Annotated in this window: 13 protein-coding genes; 7 read left to right on the top strand and 6 right to left on the bottom strand. The window is 41.9% G+C overall.

Going from position 1 to position 17,066, the window contains the following annotated elements:
- The first annotated feature begins 25 nt into the window (after positions 1–25).
- Positions 26–904 carry a DUF4351 domain-containing protein gene (locus ACFG4S_RS00455; protein WP_392530095.1) on the top strand — a complete coding sequence of 293 codons (879 nt, stop codon included), beginning with the start codon at positions 26–28 and terminating at the stop codon, positions 902–904.
- Between the two features lie 133 nt (positions 905–1,037).
- On the opposite strand, the gene ACFG4S_RS00450 is transcribed toward ACFG4S_RS00455, so the two are convergent.
- The 3 genes from ACFG4S_RS00450 to ACFG4S_RS00440 all read right to left on the bottom strand — a co-directional run bounded on the left by ACFG4S_RS00450 (position 1,038) and on the right by ACFG4S_RS00440 (position 3,827).
- Positions 1,038–2,297 (bottom strand): AIPR family protein, encoded by a 1,260-nt coding sequence (locus ACFG4S_RS00450; RefSeq protein ID WP_392530094.1) that lies wholly within the window; start codon positions 2,295–2,297, stop codon positions 1,038–1,040.
- A gap of 73 nt (positions 2,298–2,370) precedes the next feature.
- Entirely contained in the window at positions 2,371–3,336 is a 966-nt protein-coding gene (locus ACFG4S_RS00445) for a cytosolic protein (RefSeq protein WP_190965628.1), read from the bottom strand.
- A gap of 239 nt (positions 3,337–3,575) precedes the next feature.
- Complete coding sequence (locus ACFG4S_RS00440) at positions 3,576–3,827, bottom strand: hypothetical protein (RefSeq protein WP_265276905.1); 252 nt, start codon at positions 3,825–3,827, stop codon at positions 3,576–3,578.
- Positions 3,828–4,080: 253 nt separating this feature from the next.
- On the opposite strand from ACFG4S_RS00440, the gene ACFG4S_RS00435 reads away from it, so the two are divergent.
- The 4 genes from ACFG4S_RS00435 to ACFG4S_RS00420 are packed head-to-tail and all read left to right on the top strand — an operon-like array spanning position 4,081 to position 10,015.
- Complete coding sequence (locus ACFG4S_RS00435; RefSeq protein WP_392530093.1) at positions 4,081–5,190, top strand: tyrosine-type recombinase/integrase; 1,110 nt, start codon at positions 4,081–4,083, stop codon at positions 5,188–5,190.
- A complete protein-coding gene (locus ACFG4S_RS00430) occupies positions 5,190–6,656 on the top strand; it encodes a tyrosine-type recombinase/integrase (protein ID WP_392530092.1) in 1,467 nt (488 codons plus the stop codon). Before ACFG4S_RS00435 ends, ACFG4S_RS00430 begins: the two co-directional genes overlap by 1 nt.
- Positions 6,649–9,093 (top strand): integrase, encoded by a 2,445-nt coding sequence (locus ACFG4S_RS00425; RefSeq protein ID WP_392530091.1) that lies wholly within the window; start codon positions 6,649–6,651, stop codon positions 9,091–9,093. The genes ACFG4S_RS00430 and ACFG4S_RS00425 overlap by 8 nt, the downstream gene beginning before the upstream one ends.
- Positions 9,077–10,015 carry a DUF6262 family protein gene (locus tag ACFG4S_RS00420; protein ID WP_392530090.1) on the top strand — a complete coding sequence of 313 codons (939 nt, stop codon included), beginning with the start codon at positions 9,077–9,079 and terminating at the stop codon, positions 10,013–10,015. Before ACFG4S_RS00425 ends, ACFG4S_RS00420 begins: the two co-directional genes overlap by 17 nt.
- On the opposite strand, the gene ACFG4S_RS00415 is transcribed toward ACFG4S_RS00420, so the two are convergent.
- From ACFG4S_RS00415 to ACFG4S_RS00405, 3 genes are all read right to left on the bottom strand, one after another.
- Entirely contained in the window at positions 10,004–10,273 is a 270-nt protein-coding gene (locus ACFG4S_RS00415) for a WGR domain-containing protein (protein ID WP_179076004.1), read from the bottom strand. The two genes, ACFG4S_RS00420 and ACFG4S_RS00415, sit on opposite strands and share 12 nt — an antisense overlap.
- Before the next feature lie 178 nt (positions 10,274–10,451).
- A complete protein-coding gene (locus ACFG4S_RS00410; protein ID WP_392530089.1) occupies positions 10,452–10,712 on the bottom strand; it encodes an HNH endonuclease in 261 nt (86 codons plus the stop codon).
- A gap of 39 nt (positions 10,713–10,751) precedes the next feature.
- Entirely contained in the window at positions 10,752–11,699 is a 948-nt protein-coding gene (locus ACFG4S_RS00405; RefSeq protein WP_392530088.1) for an RpoD/SigA family RNA polymerase sigma factor, read from the bottom strand.
- A 375-nt stretch (positions 11,700–12,074) separates the two neighbouring features.
- Between ACFG4S_RS00405 and ACFG4S_RS00400 the strand changes: the two genes are divergently transcribed.
- The gene (locus ACFG4S_RS00400; protein WP_392530087.1) at positions 12,075–12,515 is read left to right on the top strand and encodes a hypothetical protein; all 441 of its coding nucleotides are present in this window, start codon (positions 12,075–12,077) and stop codon (positions 12,513–12,515) included.
- Between the two features lie 145 nt (positions 12,516–12,660).
- Entirely contained in the window at positions 12,661–16,935 is a 4,275-nt protein-coding gene (locus ACFG4S_RS00395) for a strawberry notch-like NTP hydrolase domain-containing protein (protein ID WP_392530086.1), read from the top strand.
- The last annotated feature ends 131 nt before the right edge of the window (positions 16,936–17,066 follow it).

The following is a 17,066-nucleotide window of genomic DNA, read 5'->3' as shown; positions in this document are numbered from 1 at the left end:
ATAAATAACTTTCATAGTAACTTAAATGACTCGATTTATTCATGACCAATTTGCTAAAGACTATTTGGAAGAGTTACTAAAACCTTATGGGGAAGTAAAAGCTTCTAGCCGTGTAGCTGGTGAGATTAGAGAAATTGATGTTTTATTTTCTCCTGCCCAACAAGCTAATAATTTAGAGATGCTAGGAATTCTGGGGAGATTTGCAGCTACACCTGCTATTTTTGAACCATTTCGCAATCCTGCCTCTGAGGAAGAAATCTGTGATTGTTTGTTGAAATTATTGGAAGTAAGAGGTGCTTTACAACGTGAAGCTAACCGCAATAAAATCTCTATTAAAGAATTAGGAATTCCGAAATTGTGGATACTTTCTCCAACCGTATCTGTAAGAATACTTTCAGGTTTTAGTGCAATTCAAGCATCTAATTGGGTGTCTGGAGTATACTTAATGGGGGAGTATTTGCGAACAGCTATCGTTGTAATTCATAAACTGCCACGTACTCAAGAAACTTTATGGCTAAGAATTCTCGGTCGAGGGAAAGTACAAAGGCAGGCTATTGATGAATTAGAAGCGCTATCATCTAATCACCCGTTTCGGAGAGCCACGCTAGAATTACTGTACAATTTACAGCAGAACTTGGTAATGTCTCAAATTGAAGAATCAGATGATAGGGAGTTGATTATGCGATTAGCACCACTTTATCAGCAAGATAAAGAACAAGCTGTACTGGAAGGAGAACAACGTTTAATTATACGTCAACTAAATCATCGCTTTGGTGAGATTGACTCTTCAGTAATTGAGCGAATTCGAGGTTTATCTACTGACCAATTGGAGACTTTAGGAGAAGCCTTTTTAGATTTTTCATCTCTCACTGATTTAGAAACTTGGTTAGACCAAAATCTCTAAATCAAGAAGATTTAGAGCAACAGAAAAAGGCTTCGCCGTGAGCGCTACTTCTCTTCTTAAGCTGCGCCCTAAGCGTAGCTATGCCGAAAGCTTTAGGACAAAGTTTACAATGAGTCAGTCGAACAATAAAAAGCTATTTGATAACAGTAGTTGCGCCATCATTTTTCCTTTTTCCGCTCTTGTTTGCACCTTGTGTCACCTTTAATTCTTCTTCTTGCTTACTAGAGTTGACCATTTTCACCAAGTGCTGATTTAGATAACTCTGCGCCGAAATGTACAAACTTTCCCAAATCTCTTGATTGCGGCTGATTTTAGTTCCGACTGTATTACCTGCTGTTTTCTCCGACACCAAATATTTGCGGAAGTAGTTATTCCACAAGTGTTGCAAAAAATCTTCAGCAAATTCGTTAAACGGCAGAATCCATTTATAGTCCTTGTCCAAAAATACCCGATAGGACGCAATTATTGGTAATGCCAGGTCAGTTGGCGCACCAAACCCGAAAGAATACTTGCTGTCAGGCAACAACGTCGTTTTACGTATATCTATTGATGCTAAATCGTTGGCACCCTTTCTTCTGGGGTTGCTGATATATTCTTGGATTATTTCGTAGAGTCTTTGCTCTATCCACAGGGCATGAGTCAAGAGAGGCAGTAAAGCGGTTAATTTTTCTCTTTCTGTGTCTGTGATGTTACTTGGAAGACTCATTCCTACTGGGTGTTTGGTTCGTTTATTGCCGTCGGGGTTGTATTTATTTCTGTCGAGGCAGTAAAGCAGCTTGAGCAAATGGGTAACATTGCACTGGGCATTTCTGGGAGCGCCGCTTTGGTTTTGGTAATAGGCGATGCGGAATTTCCTATCTTCTTTCTGTTCTAACTGGGCTAAATACTGCTTGATGAATTTGTAATCACCCCTAGCGTTGACTTTGGAGCGAGAATCTACTGGCGTTGTAGTATTTGAAGCTAGGGCTATATCTTTGGCTGATTCTTCACTCAATCCAATGTGGATCGTAACTTTTACTCTGGCTTCGGTTAGGTCATATTTGTAATTTTTCGCTTGCTCAAATGCTAAAACTGTGTGCCCTCCGTTGATAATGCCATCACTACCCCCCTCGTTAGCTTCTAAGACTTCTAGCTCTAGTTCAGTTTTGTTCTTGATAGGCTTAACAATATTAGCTGACAGAACGATTCCACTGTGGCGGGAGAAGAATTTTTCGGGTTCGGTTGTCAGTGAATCGAACATTTGTCTGTAGGTCGCGCTTTTGCGGTTTGGCTCCCTGATGTTGGGTTCTAGGGGTAGGTCTGTGGGGAACGAGTCTACATGGGCGGTGGCAATGATGCAATTGGGGTTGGCTTGAATATAGTTATCTATCTTAATATTCCAAGTCTTGGGCATAGTTTGTTTTCGTTAAATTCGTTTTGGACTTATGGAGAAAGGAGAGGATAGGTCTATTGGGCGATGCTCAATCTCATTGCTGAGTGTCTGTTGTGGACGACTGGTAAATTTGACGCAATTGTGAAACAGTACTAGCCGTATCTATCCCTGACAAGATGGCTTCTAGCAGATTTACATCTTGGATAGATTCGATTTCAGGTAATAAATTTTGACCAGTTTCTCCAAATTTGAGCTTTAATCCCAAGGCTATACCTTTCAACAAAGCTTCAAGCTTACCTTTTTCAATGCCACTGCGTTCAAAAGAAGTAACATACTGCATACGTTGCTCTGCCTCCAATTGTTCTACTTCAAAAAGAAACTCTCGCTCTAAATCTTGGGGGAGTGTCAACACCCAGTCTACAAAAGCCAACAAGTTTAGAACATCCTCACGTTCAAACCCCTGCTGGTACAGTCTCCGCACTAAACTTAGTTTCTGCTGCTTACGTTGTAACCTGTCGCTCTTAGTTTGTACTGCTGCTAAATGTGCCATCACCACAGTCGCCAAAGGGTTACGGCTGGCTTCCAATTCAGACTGACGTTGTTGATAGTCTAACAATTTGACAATTGGAAACTGAAACTCTACTTTAGTGCCAAACAACTCGTAACCAAACCGATTTGGTCGCCAGTTTACCTGCTCATCACCTAAAATTGCCAAGGATGCCACCGATCGCTTATATCTATCGTAGATGCGGTAGTTATAGGTAAACATCCTTTCGCTAAAGTCTGACTCTGACTGGGATTGGATTTCTAAGTGTATCAGTATCCAAGTTTCTTCACCACCAATGCGGTATATTTTTACCAGCTTATCCGCCAGTCTTTTCCCTAGTTCGGCATCACGCACTACCTGCTCTAATTCTTTGTCCAAAAACTCAGGCTGTCGTGTCCAATCTATTTCCCCATGTGCTTGGGGGAAGAAAAACAGCATAAAATCTTCAAAATAAAGTTGTAGTATCTGTTTCCACGGCGAATCATATTCGGTTTGAGGGTTGGTATTGGTCATACTCGTTCCAGAACGAACTCACGCCCCTGATTTTATTACTACTTGTGAGCCAGTGTATGATTTGAGAATTGTGTTGAAGTTGCTTACCAATTAATCTTAATCTGGAAAGTTTTCTTAATCCCAAAGATAAATCGAAGAAGAAAATATGTTTAATGTGAATTCATTAGAGTTACCTTTTACCAGTTTGAATTAGGTTGGGCGAATGAGCGCACTGCTTCACTCACCCAAGAGACAACAAATCATCCAGCTATGTCTTTACCACTCTTATAGTTCATCGCTCTGGGTTTCCTCTTGCCTATAGGGACTATTTTCGATTGCTTGGGAGGTTGAGGAGGGCGGCATTTCTCGCAATATAGAGGTCTAACTCCAAAAGTTTCTCTTTGTGTGGGTTGCTCACACTGCTTACATACGAAGTTGAAAACGCGAGTGTGAATTTCCCGCTTGTGCGCTCTGACAGTGTACTCTCGGACTTCAATAGTTTTGCTGGGCATTGATTAGTAAAGTATCCTTACTTCTTACTTAATAATAGTTTTTCATTCAAGTTCTACAATATCCGTGCATTCAAATACTAAAACAGTGACAATTGCCCAGGTGAAATATTGCCTCGCCTAAATCGGTGATAGTAGAGATGGCAGCCACTTTATATAGACAACAACAACCAATTCTACAACGTGGAAAGAACAACAACAACAGCCCTAATTTTTACGTTAGGGTAGAAACAAATTAATTTCCACAACGTAGAAAATGACCAAGGTAGAATGGGCGATATCCCCCCACACAGAGTTACGATTTAGCTGTGTCTTCGACCCTAAAACCTGCTTACCCATAGAGCCAATCCAAAGATTTTTGAACTACTGTAGAAAGCGACAATTAGCACCGAATACAGTAACTACATACGCTTATCGACTGGTAGACTTTTGGCGCTGGTTAGAATCCAAATCTCTCAACTGGTATGACGTTGGGTTAAATGAATTAGCAGACTTTGTGAATTGGTACTTGCTAGGTGGTGAAGTTGAAGAATCTGGTGAAAATGTGAGAGAAATTGTTGCCAAAAGGAGTCCTCGCACTGTCAATCAAGCAGTCACCGCCATCCAAGAATTTTATACCTATCACACAATTGAAGGCAGGATTGAAGAAAAACATTTCACTCTACTAGCGCATGGTTGGGGAAAACGAGGAGGCTTTCTTAGAGGAATCGCTAAAAGCAATCCTGATAAACGCAAACGCATCAAAATAAAAGAACCAAAACTCTTCAGTGGTTGTCTACTAGATGAAGAAGTCGCAGCCTTAGCCAACGCCTGTACAACTTATCGAGACAGGTTAATTGTCATGCTGCTGCGCTCAACAGGAGTGCGGCGCGGAGAACTGTTAGGATTACATTTGGAAGATGTCAAAGACTTAGATTTCAGCGGACGCATTCGGATTGTACGCAGAGAAGACAATCCTAATCGCGCAATGGCTAAAGGAAGAGAACGAGAAATCCCCATTATTTACCATCGTTCAGCTATTCAAGAGACCTTTCATGCCTACTTACTAGAAGAATATCCGCTAAGAGCCGAAACTTTGGGAGGCGGGATGTTATTCGTCAATTTATCAAGTAAATGGGTAGGGCAAGCGATGTCCTTAGTTCGCTTAAATAAATTATTTGACCAACTCCACAAACGAACAGGAATTAAAGCACATCCCCACTTATTTCGCCATACCTTCGCTACTAGAATGCTGCAAGATAATTACCTTGACCAATATGTACAACAGCTTTTAGGACATCGTTCAATTGCCACAACGAAAGACATTTACAGTCATGTTCTCGATGAAATGACCCTAGACCAATACTTAAGAGAAGAAGAAAATTAATGGCAGAAGCATTTGCACTGCAAGCATTACAGGAACGAATCACACTCTCTGAGTTAGGGAAACAGTGGATTAATGATCCTTTGATGAATCAAGATGTTTGGTCACTGTTAGAATTGGGTTATAGCCAAGAAGAATGCCGAATTAATGGACATTATAATCTTTACTTTCACAAGTTTTCACTGCCTTGGTTAAAACGGCTGACTCAACTAACCATTAAAGCCAGCGTTCGAGAGCGATATTCGCTCGGTCGGATTATTCATCGAGTTGGCTGTTTAAACCATTTAGATCGTTTTTTGTGTAATTATGGATATACACAACCCCAATCTTTGACAGAAGCACTCCTCCATCAATTTATTAGCGAAATTAATAGCTGTAATCGTCAGAATGCGATTGCTTACGCCCTCAATCTTTGGAAAGAAGAACAGTGGCTCTCAATTGCCTTTACCCCCATTAAACTCAAAAAAAAATCTCCTAAAATTGAAACAATTCCAGAGGAAGTACTTTACCAAATCTACGAGAAATTTGATTTATTCCCCCCGACACTTGAAAGACTTTTTCGCTTGCAATTGGTGTTAGGCTGCCGCATTGGAGAAATTCTCACTATGCCACGGCATAGCCTGAAACAAGAAGGTGACAAATGGTTCTTACTACGTTGGGTTGAAAAACGCAAACACTGGAGGTTTGTTCAAATTCATCCTTTAGTAGCTGAATTAATCCAAGAACAGCAGAGATTTCTTGATGCTCAATTTGGGAGAGATTCTGAATTCGATAAACTATTTTGTACCGTTTATACTCATCATCAAAGTATTCCTTGGGCTGATAGAGAACTAGACACAACACTGTTCTATAAACCCCAAACAATTACCAGATTGAGAATTAGTAACTGGCTAATTAATTTTCGAGAAGTAGCAGACTTAAAAGACAAACATGGCAACAGATTTAAACTAACTAGCCACATGTTTCGCCGCACCAAAGCCAGCATTATGGCTCATTGTGAAGTAGAGGATGAATATATCGCCGCCGTACTAGGTCACGGTTCCTTAGATATGCTACCTCATTATCGTCAGCGTTCGCTTATCAGGTTAGAAAAAGAAGCTAATCTCAAAGGTTATGTGGATATGTATGGTCGAGTTACTTCTTTTAAACCGAGAAAAACTAGGTATGAAAAATTAGCTAATCTCCTCAAAGTTAGTACACCTCTGGGAGAATGTCATCGTCCAACCATGTTAGGAGATTGTCAACATCGCTATGCCTGTTTAAGTTGTCCTCATCATCGGATAACGCCCGAAGATAAATCCCAGTTAGAAGCTGACGTGAACTGCTTACAGCAAGACCTAATTCAAGCTCAAAAAAACGGACAAGAAAGACGAGTGACTGAGATTGCTAACTTATTAGCTTTAATCAAAAATCGTTTTGATGGCTTATCAGAATTGCAAAATCTTCAAGAACATAAAACTAATGGGTAAACGCAAGCATCCACCGATTTCAATTCACCAGACTCTTAACGGGACTTTACCAGTAAATTGGTCAGATAACTATAATCACGGATTCGTTTGTCCCCTTTGTAATCGCGGACGATTGAGCCATTTTTATTACGACAAGACAACACTGTGTCAAATTCAATTAAGCTGTGAAGCTTGCCACAAATCCACTCCCCTCTCTTGCCAACTGAGAAAATCACCACCCATCTCAATTCATCAAATGCTTGACGGTACTTTGTCAGTCAATTGGAAGACAGATTATGCTGGCGAGTTTATTTGTCCCAACTGCAATCAGGGAAAAATTAACAATTTTCATCACTCTCAAAAACCAATTTGTAAACTTAGACTCGAATGTGATTCATGCTTTCAGATAACCAACTTAACTTGTGAAGTTCCTCAACACCCACCTATCTCAATTCACCAAACCCTTAACGGTACTTTACAAGTCAATTGGAAGGCAGATTATGCTGGTGAGTTTATCTGTCCTCAGTGCAATCAGGGACAACTCAACAGATTTTCTTACTCGAAAGGATCTGTTTGCAAACTGAGATTGGGATGTGATTTTTGTCATCAAGTAACATACCTGACTGGTAAATTTAAACATTTACCAATTTCCATTCATCAAACTCTTCAAGGAACTCTGTCAGTCAATTGGGCAGAAAAGTATTCTGGAGAATTTATCTGTCCTCAGTGTAATCAGGGACAAATCAGCAAATTTCATTATGCTGATGGGCAAAGTCATCAACTCAAACTAGGATGTAATTCTTGCTCCCTTAAAACCCTGCTTTGTTGTCAAGTTCCACCTCAGTTTCACGGTTATCGCCAACATTTAGTTTGCCCTAATCCCCTGTGCCATCAAATTGGCCCTGATGGACAGAAAGGGTGGATTTACGAGACATTTCAAACAACTAGCAGCCAGAGTAATTGTCGCTGTTACTTCTGCCACATAAATTTTCACCCTAACGCCACAAGTTATGGCAGTTGGGTTGGGTATCAACAACAAGAAACTTTATTGAATTTCTGTTTTGATGATGATGTTTGGGATTTTCGCCATTTTATCAAAAACTCACCCGTAAGAATCCTTAACTTTAAGTCAATTAAACCTGAGTGGTTTCGCGTCCTAGTCAAGCAATATCTATATTCTTTACTCAAATCAGGTAGGTTTTCTGCTAGTGCAAAACCGATGAATTCTCTTGTGGCTTTGCGTCAGTTTAGTCAAATTTTGAAGCAAAATAACATCCAGCATCTCTCTGAGATTAGCCGGGAACTAATTTTAAGCTTTCTCGACCTCAACCAAAGTAACTGTAGTCGAACCATTCGAGAAAAGCTATATAACCTCAAAGATTTTTTTGATTTTTTCGGATTAGAATCTCTAAGCTTAGTTCGTCATCGAGATATTCCTAAACAGACAATTCAGGACGTGGATTGGTTGGATGAAATCACTCGTCAAGGAATTAAACAGCATCTTGATAAAATCCCTGCTCCTGTTGCTCGTCACTACTTAGTGCAAGAATATACGGCTGCTCGTCCAGCAGATATTTGTCAGATGGCTTTTGATTGTTTAGTTGAAGAAAATGGTCAATGGTATATCAAGTTTTATCAGCATAAGGTAGAACGATGGCACAGACTACCTGCCCCTCGTGAAATTAGACAAGTCATTGAACAACAACAGCAATGGATTAGAAAAACCTTTGACTCTGATTACTCCTATCTGTTTTGTCATTTTAGAAGTATTAAACAGAGTTCTTACCCCTCGTTTTCTAGTCTCAAACCATTGCCCAATCCCCCTCAAGTAACAGCAAGTGGAAATCCAATGGTTCGTCTTATTCGTCTGTTGATAGAGCAAGAAGACATTCGTGATAGCAATGGTCAAAAACCCTGCTTTACAGGTAAGATTACCCGCGCTAGTCGCCTGCAAGAAGTGAGGGCTAAACATGGAATGGAAGCAGCTCAACTCTATGCTGACCACCTCAGTAGTGAAACGACATTTCAGCACTATGCACCTCCCACTAAGGAGCAAGTAGCAGTAGTAGATTTACCTTTTCAGGAGCTGCTGCTGAATTCGCAAAACCGCTTCCTCCCCTGGCAAAGCCTACCTGAAAGCCTCCTCAAAAACCCTTCATCTCACGAACTCGACCTGGAAATTTCACCTCGTCTGGTGGTTTATGGTCACTGCACCCTTGACCCCAAAACAAACTGTATCTACAACCTCTATCCCAAATGTTACGGCTGTAGTAGTTTCCGCCCCAGTACGAGCAAATTACCCCTTTATGAACGGCAATATGCTGGAGAACACAAACGCATGGAGTCAGCTAAACAAGCTGGGGCAGCCCTGGCCTATGAAGAATCCAAGGCTACCCTAGAAGCAATGGATAAATGGCTATCAGATTTGAGGAAAGTTGCTAATGGCGAAGCAACTTAATCGAGAAAAACAGACTGCTGTCCTTCGGTCAGCCCAACAAAAGCGAAAAGAGCAGAAACGTGAACAAGTGTTTCGCGCTATTGAAGAGATTAAAAAAAGCGGTAAACCCTTGACCTTCCCTAACATTGCTCAAGTCGCTGGCTGTTCCATTTCCTACCTCTATAAATGGACTGAATTAACTGAATACATTCATGATTTACAGTCGCAAAAAACACAACAACTAAATTCATTAGAGGAGAAACAACCTAGACCTCATAGCCTCAAAACTCTAAGCGAAGTATTCAAGCAACGGATTCGAGAACTGTCAGATGAAAATAGAGAATTAAAGCGACAGAATCAGAACTTGAGGGGTCATGTGGCTGAAATTTTCGAGTTGAAGTCCGAATGTGAACGACTGCGAACACAAATTAAGCAGTTGACCACACCTGAGTCATCTCCAAAAGTTGTTTCTCTGAACTCGGTTTCTAAGAAGTCTGATAATGGCGAACTCAAGAATCTATCTCAAGAAATTACTCATTTAATTACCGAAATGGGCATCAAAATCGGTGTTAGATTAAAACAGGAAATAGCCAAACACGAGCCAGAGAGAGTGAAGTTGGCAATATCCGCCTTTGAGCAATACCGAAGCCATAATAGCATTGAGAATCCTGGTGCTTGCTTGCTGGCAATGATTCGTGATGAAGCTGAACCTAATGTTCCTCTCAAAGCGATGACTCCTCTTGAGGATGAGTTTGAACGTTGGTATTGTCAGGCTATTGAAAGTGGTTTCTGTCAAGATGTTCCAAAAAAATATTTACCCATACAGCAAGGAGAAATTCAGGTTAGAGTAAACAATGATAAATTTTCATCAGGTTATGAACTACTATCTTGGCAAATAGCTAAAGCGAAAATGGAATTAGATGAAGATTCATCAATATCTTGACTCAGGGTCAACTCTTTTATACCCTCGCTTTTCCCTTCGCTCTTGCAGTTTGTAGTAAGTTATTAACGCGGCTTGGTAATCAGGGCAATCTAAATCTTTTGACTTGCCAAACCCCCGATAGATGGCACTGCCCCAAGTTTTGGTGATCGTCCATTCTCCAAATAGGTTTTGACAAAGGGTTAAGGTGTAGAATCGCGTATCTCTTTGCCACTTTGATTGAAGCCATTTGTCAAGTTGGTAGGCAATTTTTACAGTCATCTCAACCACGTTTTTGCTTCGCCGGGAGCAAGAATGTATCAACACAATGATTTTAATAATTAGGCACTGAAAAGTACGGTAATGAGTCAAAAATACTAGTTACATTTTGTAAATTTTTCTGCTTTGTTAAAAGGGAGTTATCAGAGGTTACGTTGTAGAAGAATTTAACAAAACTCAGTCACATCAAGGCTTCTACGACGTGGATTCTACATAAAGCACTGCAAAGACAGCCTAAGTTTTCTTTTCGGTTATCAGATGGGTCGAAGTTGTAATGATGAACCTGAAGGTTATGAACCCGACGTTGGGATAAAGTTAGCTCTGATGGTTTCTCGCCAGGGCGCAAGCAGAGGCGATCGCACTTAGTACAGCGCCAATTGGAGGCATCTTTTACAGCTGTGGCGATCTGTTTCCAGTCTTTGGAGTAGCGGGTTTTGCTCATACTCTCCTATTCGACAACTTCAGCGCGAGTTAATTCTAATTAATTAAGATACTCCTTAATGCCACTTTGTTCACGACGGAGAATTGCTAAAGCTTTATGCTCAAGCTGACGGATTCGTTCTCGGCTCAAGTTTAAGCGTAAGCCGACTTCAGTCAAACTCAGTTGATGATCATTCTCTAGCCCAAAACGTAGAATTAGTATTTCGCGTTGTATAGGGGGCAGGGATGCCAGCAGATTATTTAAATCGAGGTGCAACAGTTCCTTAGTGAGCCGTTCGTCTGAGGACATGCTCTCATCAGGTAAGATATCCAATAGCTCAGTGTCTTGGTTGTCTCCCACACGCAAATCCAGAGAAACTGGCTGTTTCGAGACACTGAAATATTCTCGAACCTGGTTAGGCTTTAAATTTAATTCTTCAGCAATTTCGGTGACAGTAGCATGACGACCAAGTTTTTGAAAGCTTTCTCGCTGTACTTTCTTGATTTTATTAAGTATTTCGGTTAGATGAATTGGCAATCGAATAGTACGAGATTTTTCTCCAATTGCGCGTGTGATTTCCTGACGAATCCACCAGTAAGCATAAGTCGATAGTTTATAGCCTCGGTTAGGGTCGAATTTCTCTACCCCTTTGTACAAACCGAGTGTACCCTCCTGAATTAAATCGAGAAATTCTAAATTGTGGTTCTGGTATTTCTTGGCAACAGAAACCACCAGCCGCAGGTTAGCTGTCACCATTTTCTGTTTGGCCTTTTGGCCTTGTTGAACGACTGATTGTAGTTCAGCTACGTTTTGCCCAAGCGATGTAGCTAATTCCAAATCACTTGGTTGTCGGTTAAGTTGGAGTGCAAGAGCTTGCCGTTGCTGCTCAACCGCCATCATCTGCTGTACAAGCCTGGCCAATGTAATCTCCTGCTCAGGAGCCAGCAGAGGATAGCGACCGATTTCTTTTAGGTAGGAGCGAACTGAGTCGGTAGTTGGGCTGGGCATATTTTCAATTAATTGTGACGACTACTTTTATTTTTCGTTTGAATAGAATGTTTTATCTCAAGAATTAACTAGCAAATCAAATCTTAACTATAGATTTAACCTAATATTTATCTTTGAAGAGCAAGGCTATAACTATAATACTTGAAATCTAAAAATAGGTAAATAATAAAAGCTGTTTTATTTGATATTAAGCTTTAAAAAAACAAAGAAATTTGGCTAAATTAAATTAGAGAGACGCTACGCTAATTTTAGAGTGAAGTCGTCTCTTGAAGAGAGGATATGTTCAAATTCGCTTCATATTTGGACAAGGCTCAAATCCGCTTTGCGTAAATTAATTGAAAATTACAAATACTTAGTTGAGAAATAATCATGGATATGCAATCTCTACTCACTTTGACAATCGAAGTCATCTTTTGGGCATTCGTTACTCTCGTTATATTCCAGTTCATTAACGGACTATTTGTATCGGATGCTTACACTAGTAATTTTGTTTCGGTTAGTAATCTAAATATAGTCACTTCTATAATCCCATCAGTTTCAGAAGTAATCACACCACAAGCTCGGACTTTTGAAAGATTGCCAGATCCTTGGATGTTAGAGGATGAAGTCATTCATTGTACCAGTAACGAAGCAGTTATTCTCTCATTCCCTACATTGAGATTGCTGCCTCCAGTTGAAGAAATTTCACCACAACCAAAACGTACTACTCGTTCAAATAAAGCTAACAATACTGCCAACAAGTCACCGAGAACTAAAAAGGCTGATGTAAATTCTTCAGGGAAGCGCAAGTCAGGCAGACCGCGTAAAGCTGGCTAATTCGCTTTTTAACTCTCGGCTGATCACCGAAAAATAAATATCTGAAGATTTAAAAGTTTAAATGAGGCAAGTAATTGCCTCATTTATTAATAAGAGAAGGGCTTCGCCATAGCAATAGTGAAAAAATAATGTTGTGAGTAATACAATGGTACAGCAACTTTTCACCCAAGGTTTTCTGTTCGACTTCCAAACAATATTAGATTATGGGCAATCAATATTAAGTGTCGCTCAAGAGCTTTTGAAACCACTACTTGAAAATCGCCTCCTGAACACGAAAACTGTTCAAGCCCAAATGAATCGCCACTTTCACGGTACTGCGGCAGAGGGTACATGGCAGTGGAAAGATGCTTACGAAGCTGTGGAAGTAGCACAAATATTATATCTGCGCCAAAAAGGTTACAAGCTTTTATTAGAGTCGCCGCTAACAGTATTATTGGAATTGGAGAAGTTAGTAGCCTTATGCCCAACCCAAACACGGCGCAGTGAAGAGTCGGTACAGCTTCACCAATTCTCCACCCCTCTGCCGCTATCATTTCTGGTAGCCAAAGCAGGATTTATACAAGCTACTGATTTGGTGCTGGAGCCATCAGCCGGGACTGGTTTGTTAGCACAAATGGCTAAACTACAAGGCGCAAGTCTGATGCTCAACGAGCTTGCACCCGATAGAAGTAAGATTCTGCGACGGCTATTCCCTGGCACTCCACTATTCTCAGTAAACGCGGAACAGATTAACGACTATCTGGTTGGCAAGACTCAGCCCTCAGTTGTTCTGATGAATCCGCCTTTCTCCGCATCTCCCAAAATCAGCAGTCGCAACCCTGATGCCACCCCTCGCCACATCAACTCAGCATTGCAAAGACTGGCTGACGGTGGGCGGCTGGTAACAATAACAGCCAACTGGTTTTCTCCAGCTAACCCAAGCTGGCGAGAGACTTTCCTTAAGTGGCAAGAGAAGGCACGAGTTTTAATGTCAGTCGGGGTTAACGGCAAGGTGTACTCAAAGCATGGTACACAAATCGACACCAGAATCACAGTAATTGATAAGGTTCCGGCTGATAATTACAGGCAAATCCCCTGTATTCCCGAAACCTTGGACTTGCCCGAACTGCTGGCGTTGATTGAGCAGTTGCCACAGCGATCTTCGTGGGAACGCTCAGAAAAAGTCAAAGCTGCTGCCAAGGCAATTGTTGTTCAATTGCCAAAACGTACTACAGTTGCACAACCAGAAACAGTTTCCTCTCTTCCAGACGACGTAATAGTGCTGGAATATGAGGTTATCGAGTGGACGGCTAGTGAGGGTTTGAAAGACACCCTATACGAAACCTATCGCCCACAACGAATCAGAATTAAAGATGCTTTACCTCATCCCTCACTGCTTTGTGAGAGTGCAGCCCTAGCACTTGTCTCGCCACCAGCACCAAATTACAAACCGCATCTTCCTAGCAACATTCTCACACAAGGCTTGTTGTCAGAGGCACAACTTGAAAGCGTTATTTACGCAGGTCAGGCGCACTGTGAATTTCTGTCTGGGTCTTATATTGTGGATGATTCATGGGATAATGTGACTGTAGCGGCAACTAGCGAAGAAAATGCCGTAAAATTTCGTCGTGGCTGGTTCTTAGGCGATGGGACGGGTGCTGGTAAGGGTAGACAATGTGCAGGAATCATCCTCGACAACTGGTGTCAGGAACGAAGAAAAGCAATCTGGGTATCCAAAAGTTCTGCCTTAATTGAAGATGCCCGTAGAGACTGGTGTGCGCTCGGAGGTAGTGAGAAAGATATCATTGACCTGAGCAACATTAAGCTTGGCGATCCAATTCCCTTCACCCAAGGCATTCTGTTCTGCACATACTCAACTCTACGTTCTCAAAAGAACGGTAAAAGTCGGCTTAAGCAAATTGTTGAATGGGCAGGAGCAGACTTTGAGGGAGCAATCGCTTATGACGAGTGCCACAGTATGGGCAATGCGATGGCCCAGGAGGGTAAACTCGGTATGGTTGCAGCATCCCAGCAAGGTATTGTTGGGCTGAGGTTGCAAAACGCATTACCGCAGGCACGGGTTGTCTACGTTTCTGCGACTGGTGCTACTATTGTCTCAAATCTCTCATACGCCAATCGCCTGGGACTTTGGCAGACTGGGGATTTCCCGTTTACCTCCCGTGAGGATTTTGTAGAATCCATTGAGGGCGGTGGTATTGCAGCGATGGAGGTTGTTGCTAGGGATTTGAAAGCATTGGGTCTGTATTTGGCGCGATCGCTTTCCTTCGATGGTGTGGAGTATGAGATGTTAGAAATCGAACTTACTCCTACTCAGGAAAGGATTTACGATAATTACGCCGATGCCTTTCAAATTATTCATAATAACCTCCACAAAGCATTAGAAGCCTGTAACATCACTGGTGCTAAAACATATAACCGAGCAGCTAAAATGTCTGCGATGTCTCAATTTGAATCGCACAAGCAAAGGTTCTTTAACCATTTGCTCACGGGTATGAAGTGTCCCATGCTAATCAAAGCGATTGAGCAAGATTTAACTGCGGGTAATGCCGTTGTGATTCAAATCGTATCGACTAACGAGGAGTTACTTAAACGCCGACTAAATGAAGTTCCCGCAGAGGAATGGAAGGATTTAAACCTGGATTTAACACCAAGGGAGTATGTTCTTGACTACTTAGTAAGTGCCTTTCCCGTACATCTGCATTCCATTCACTCTGGCGTTGATGGAGACGAACGCTCCGAACCAGCCTTTGATGCCGATGGTTCACCGATTGTTTCATCTGAAGCTGTGGCTTTGAGAGATGCCTTAGTAGACAAACTCGCCAGCCTTTCACCAATTCCTGGTGCATTAGAACAACTGCTGTGGCATTTCGGTAACAAGCAAGTAGCTGAAGTGACTGGACGCAGCAAACGAGTATTGAAAGACGAAGCCGGACGCTTGTTTGTGGATTCACGGGGTAGTGGTGCCAATATTGCTGAGACTAACGCATTCATGGCGGGAGATAAGCAAATACTCATCTTCAGCGATGCAGGTGGTACAGGCAGAAGTTATCATGCTGACTTAAATGCTGTAAATCGTAGAAGGCGATCGCACTACCTGCTTGAAGCCGGCTGGAGAGCAGACAACGCAATTCAGGGATTAGGGCGCACTCACCGTACCAACCAAGCTTCTGCACCAGTCTTCCGTCCTGTGACTACTAACGTGCGCGGTGAACGCCGATTCATCAGCACGATTGCTAGACGGCTGGACAGCTTGGGCGCACTCACCCGTGGTCAGAGGCAAACTGGCGGTAACGGTATGTTTGATGCCAAAGACAATCTAGAATCGAACTATGCTGAATATGCTTTATACGAGTTGTTTAAGCAGATTTTTCAAGGTCGATTTTATCAAGTTCCTCTGGGGAAGTTTGAACAGATGACAGGACTCTCGCTCACTTCCACTGAAGGTGGAATGAAGATAGACCTCCCACCCTTGCGACAGTTCCTCAATCGCCTGCTGGCTTTGACAATCGGGATGCAAAATACGATTTTCGAGCGTTTCGAGTTGCTATTAAGTCAACAAATCGAGACTGCGATCGCTAATGGTGTGTTTGAAGTTGGAGTAGAAACACTTCGGGCTGATAGATTTAGTATCAAAAGCTGTGAATCCGTTTATACTCATCCTCAAACTGGTAGCGTGACCAATTACTTAAAGATTGAGCGTGTCCAAAAGAACAACATCAAAACGGCTGAGGAAATGCTTGAGTTTGTTGTTAAGTATCAAGGGCAACTCATGAGCAATGAGAAATCCGGTAATGCGGCTGTGAGCATTCCTACGCACAGCTTCTTTGATGACCAAGGCGGGGTGATTCCAAGAGTTCTACTCATTCGTCCACAGAAAGAAACGCGTGTCCCTGTCGATAAGTTGGAATCCTCCACTTGGAAGCAGGTTTCGGCTGATGCCTTTGTTGCAGCTTGGTCGAAGGAAGTTGACCAATTGCCCAGATTCACTACTGATTATATTCACCTTGTGACTGGGATATTGCTGCCAATCTGGAAAATGCTACCCCAGAAGAACAATCGAGTATATCGGTTGCAGACCAGCGATGGCGAGAAAATTCTGGGTCGGGTGGTCAGTGCAGTAGATATTAAGTCTGTGGCTGAACAACTCGGACTGAAGGATAAGCTGTTAAGCCCACAGGAGTTAGTCTCTTTAGTGCTAAACGAAGGCTATTCTCAGCAGTTACCAGGTGGCGTTACTTTACGGCGTTCTTATATTGCCACAGAACCTCGCATAGAACTGGTTAATGCTATCTCACTGGCAGAGCGACTCTTAGCTGTGGGTTGCTTCACTGAGATCATCAACTGGAAAAAGCGGGTGTTCATTCCGGTTTCAGACAAAGCGCCAGCTATTCTAGCGGCTGTGATTGAAATCTTGGGGTAAGTCAATAGCTGATGTATCTAATAAATACATCAGCTTATTTTTCGCTCAAACAATAGTGTGTTTTTATTGTACAAAATGAAGGTAATTATACGTAATAGCTCTGACGTGGAATACCTAGAATGTAGAAAAAT

The sequence above is a fragment of the Nostoc sp. C117 genome, assembly GCF_043099735.1.
Taxonomy (GTDB): Bacteria; Cyanobacteriota; Cyanobacteriia; order Cyanobacteriales; family Nostocaceae; genus Nostoc.
This window is presented reverse-complemented; position numbering and strand designations above follow the sequence as displayed.

What these genes read in the sequence shown, in the direction of transcription:
- ACFG4S_RS00455 (WP_392530095.1), top strand. Translation starts at nt 26, where the DNA reads ATGACTCGATTTATTCATGACCAATTTGCTAAAGACTATTTGGAAGAG.
- ACFG4S_RS00450 (WP_392530094.1), bottom strand. Translation starts at nt 2,297, where the DNA reads ATGCCCAAGACTTGGAATATTAAGATAGATAACTATATTCAAGCCAAC.
- ACFG4S_RS00445 (WP_190965628.1), bottom strand. Translation starts at nt 3,336, where the DNA reads ATGACCAATACCAACCCTCAAACCGAATATGATTCGCCGTGGAAACAG.
- ACFG4S_RS00440 (WP_265276905.1), bottom strand. Translation starts at nt 3,827, where the DNA reads ATGCCCAGCAAAACTATTGAAGTCCGAGAGTACACTGTCAGAGCGCAC.
- ACFG4S_RS00435 (WP_392530093.1), top strand. Translation starts at nt 4,081, where the DNA reads ATGACCAAGGTAGAATGGGCGATATCCCCCCACACAGAGTTACGATTT.
- ACFG4S_RS00430 (WP_392530092.1), top strand. Translation starts at nt 5,190, where the DNA reads ATGGCAGAAGCATTTGCACTGCAAGCATTACAGGAACGAATCACACTC.
- ACFG4S_RS00425 (WP_392530091.1), top strand. Translation starts at nt 6,649, where the DNA reads ATGGGTAAACGCAAGCATCCACCGATTTCAATTCACCAGACTCTTAAC.
- ACFG4S_RS00420 (WP_392530090.1), top strand. Translation starts at nt 9,077, where the DNA reads ATGGCGAAGCAACTTAATCGAGAAAAACAGACTGCTGTCCTTCGGTCA.
- ACFG4S_RS00415 (WP_179076004.1), bottom strand. Translation starts at nt 10,273, where the DNA reads ATGACTGTAAAAATTGCCTACCAACTTGACAAATGGCTTCAATCAAAG.
- ACFG4S_RS00410 (WP_392530089.1), bottom strand. Translation starts at nt 10,712, where the DNA reads ATGAGCAAAACCCGCTACTCCAAAGACTGGAAACAGATCGCCACAGCT.
- ACFG4S_RS00405 (WP_392530088.1), bottom strand. Translation starts at nt 11,699, where the DNA reads ATGCCCAGCCCAACTACCGACTCAGTTCGCTCCTACCTAAAAGAAATC.
- ACFG4S_RS00400 (WP_392530087.1), top strand. Translation starts at nt 12,075, where the DNA reads ATGCAATCTCTACTCACTTTGACAATCGAAGTCATCTTTTGGGCATTC.
- ACFG4S_RS00395 (WP_392530086.1), top strand. Translation starts at nt 12,661, where the DNA reads ATGGTACAGCAACTTTTCACCCAAGGTTTTCTGTTCGACTTCCAAACA.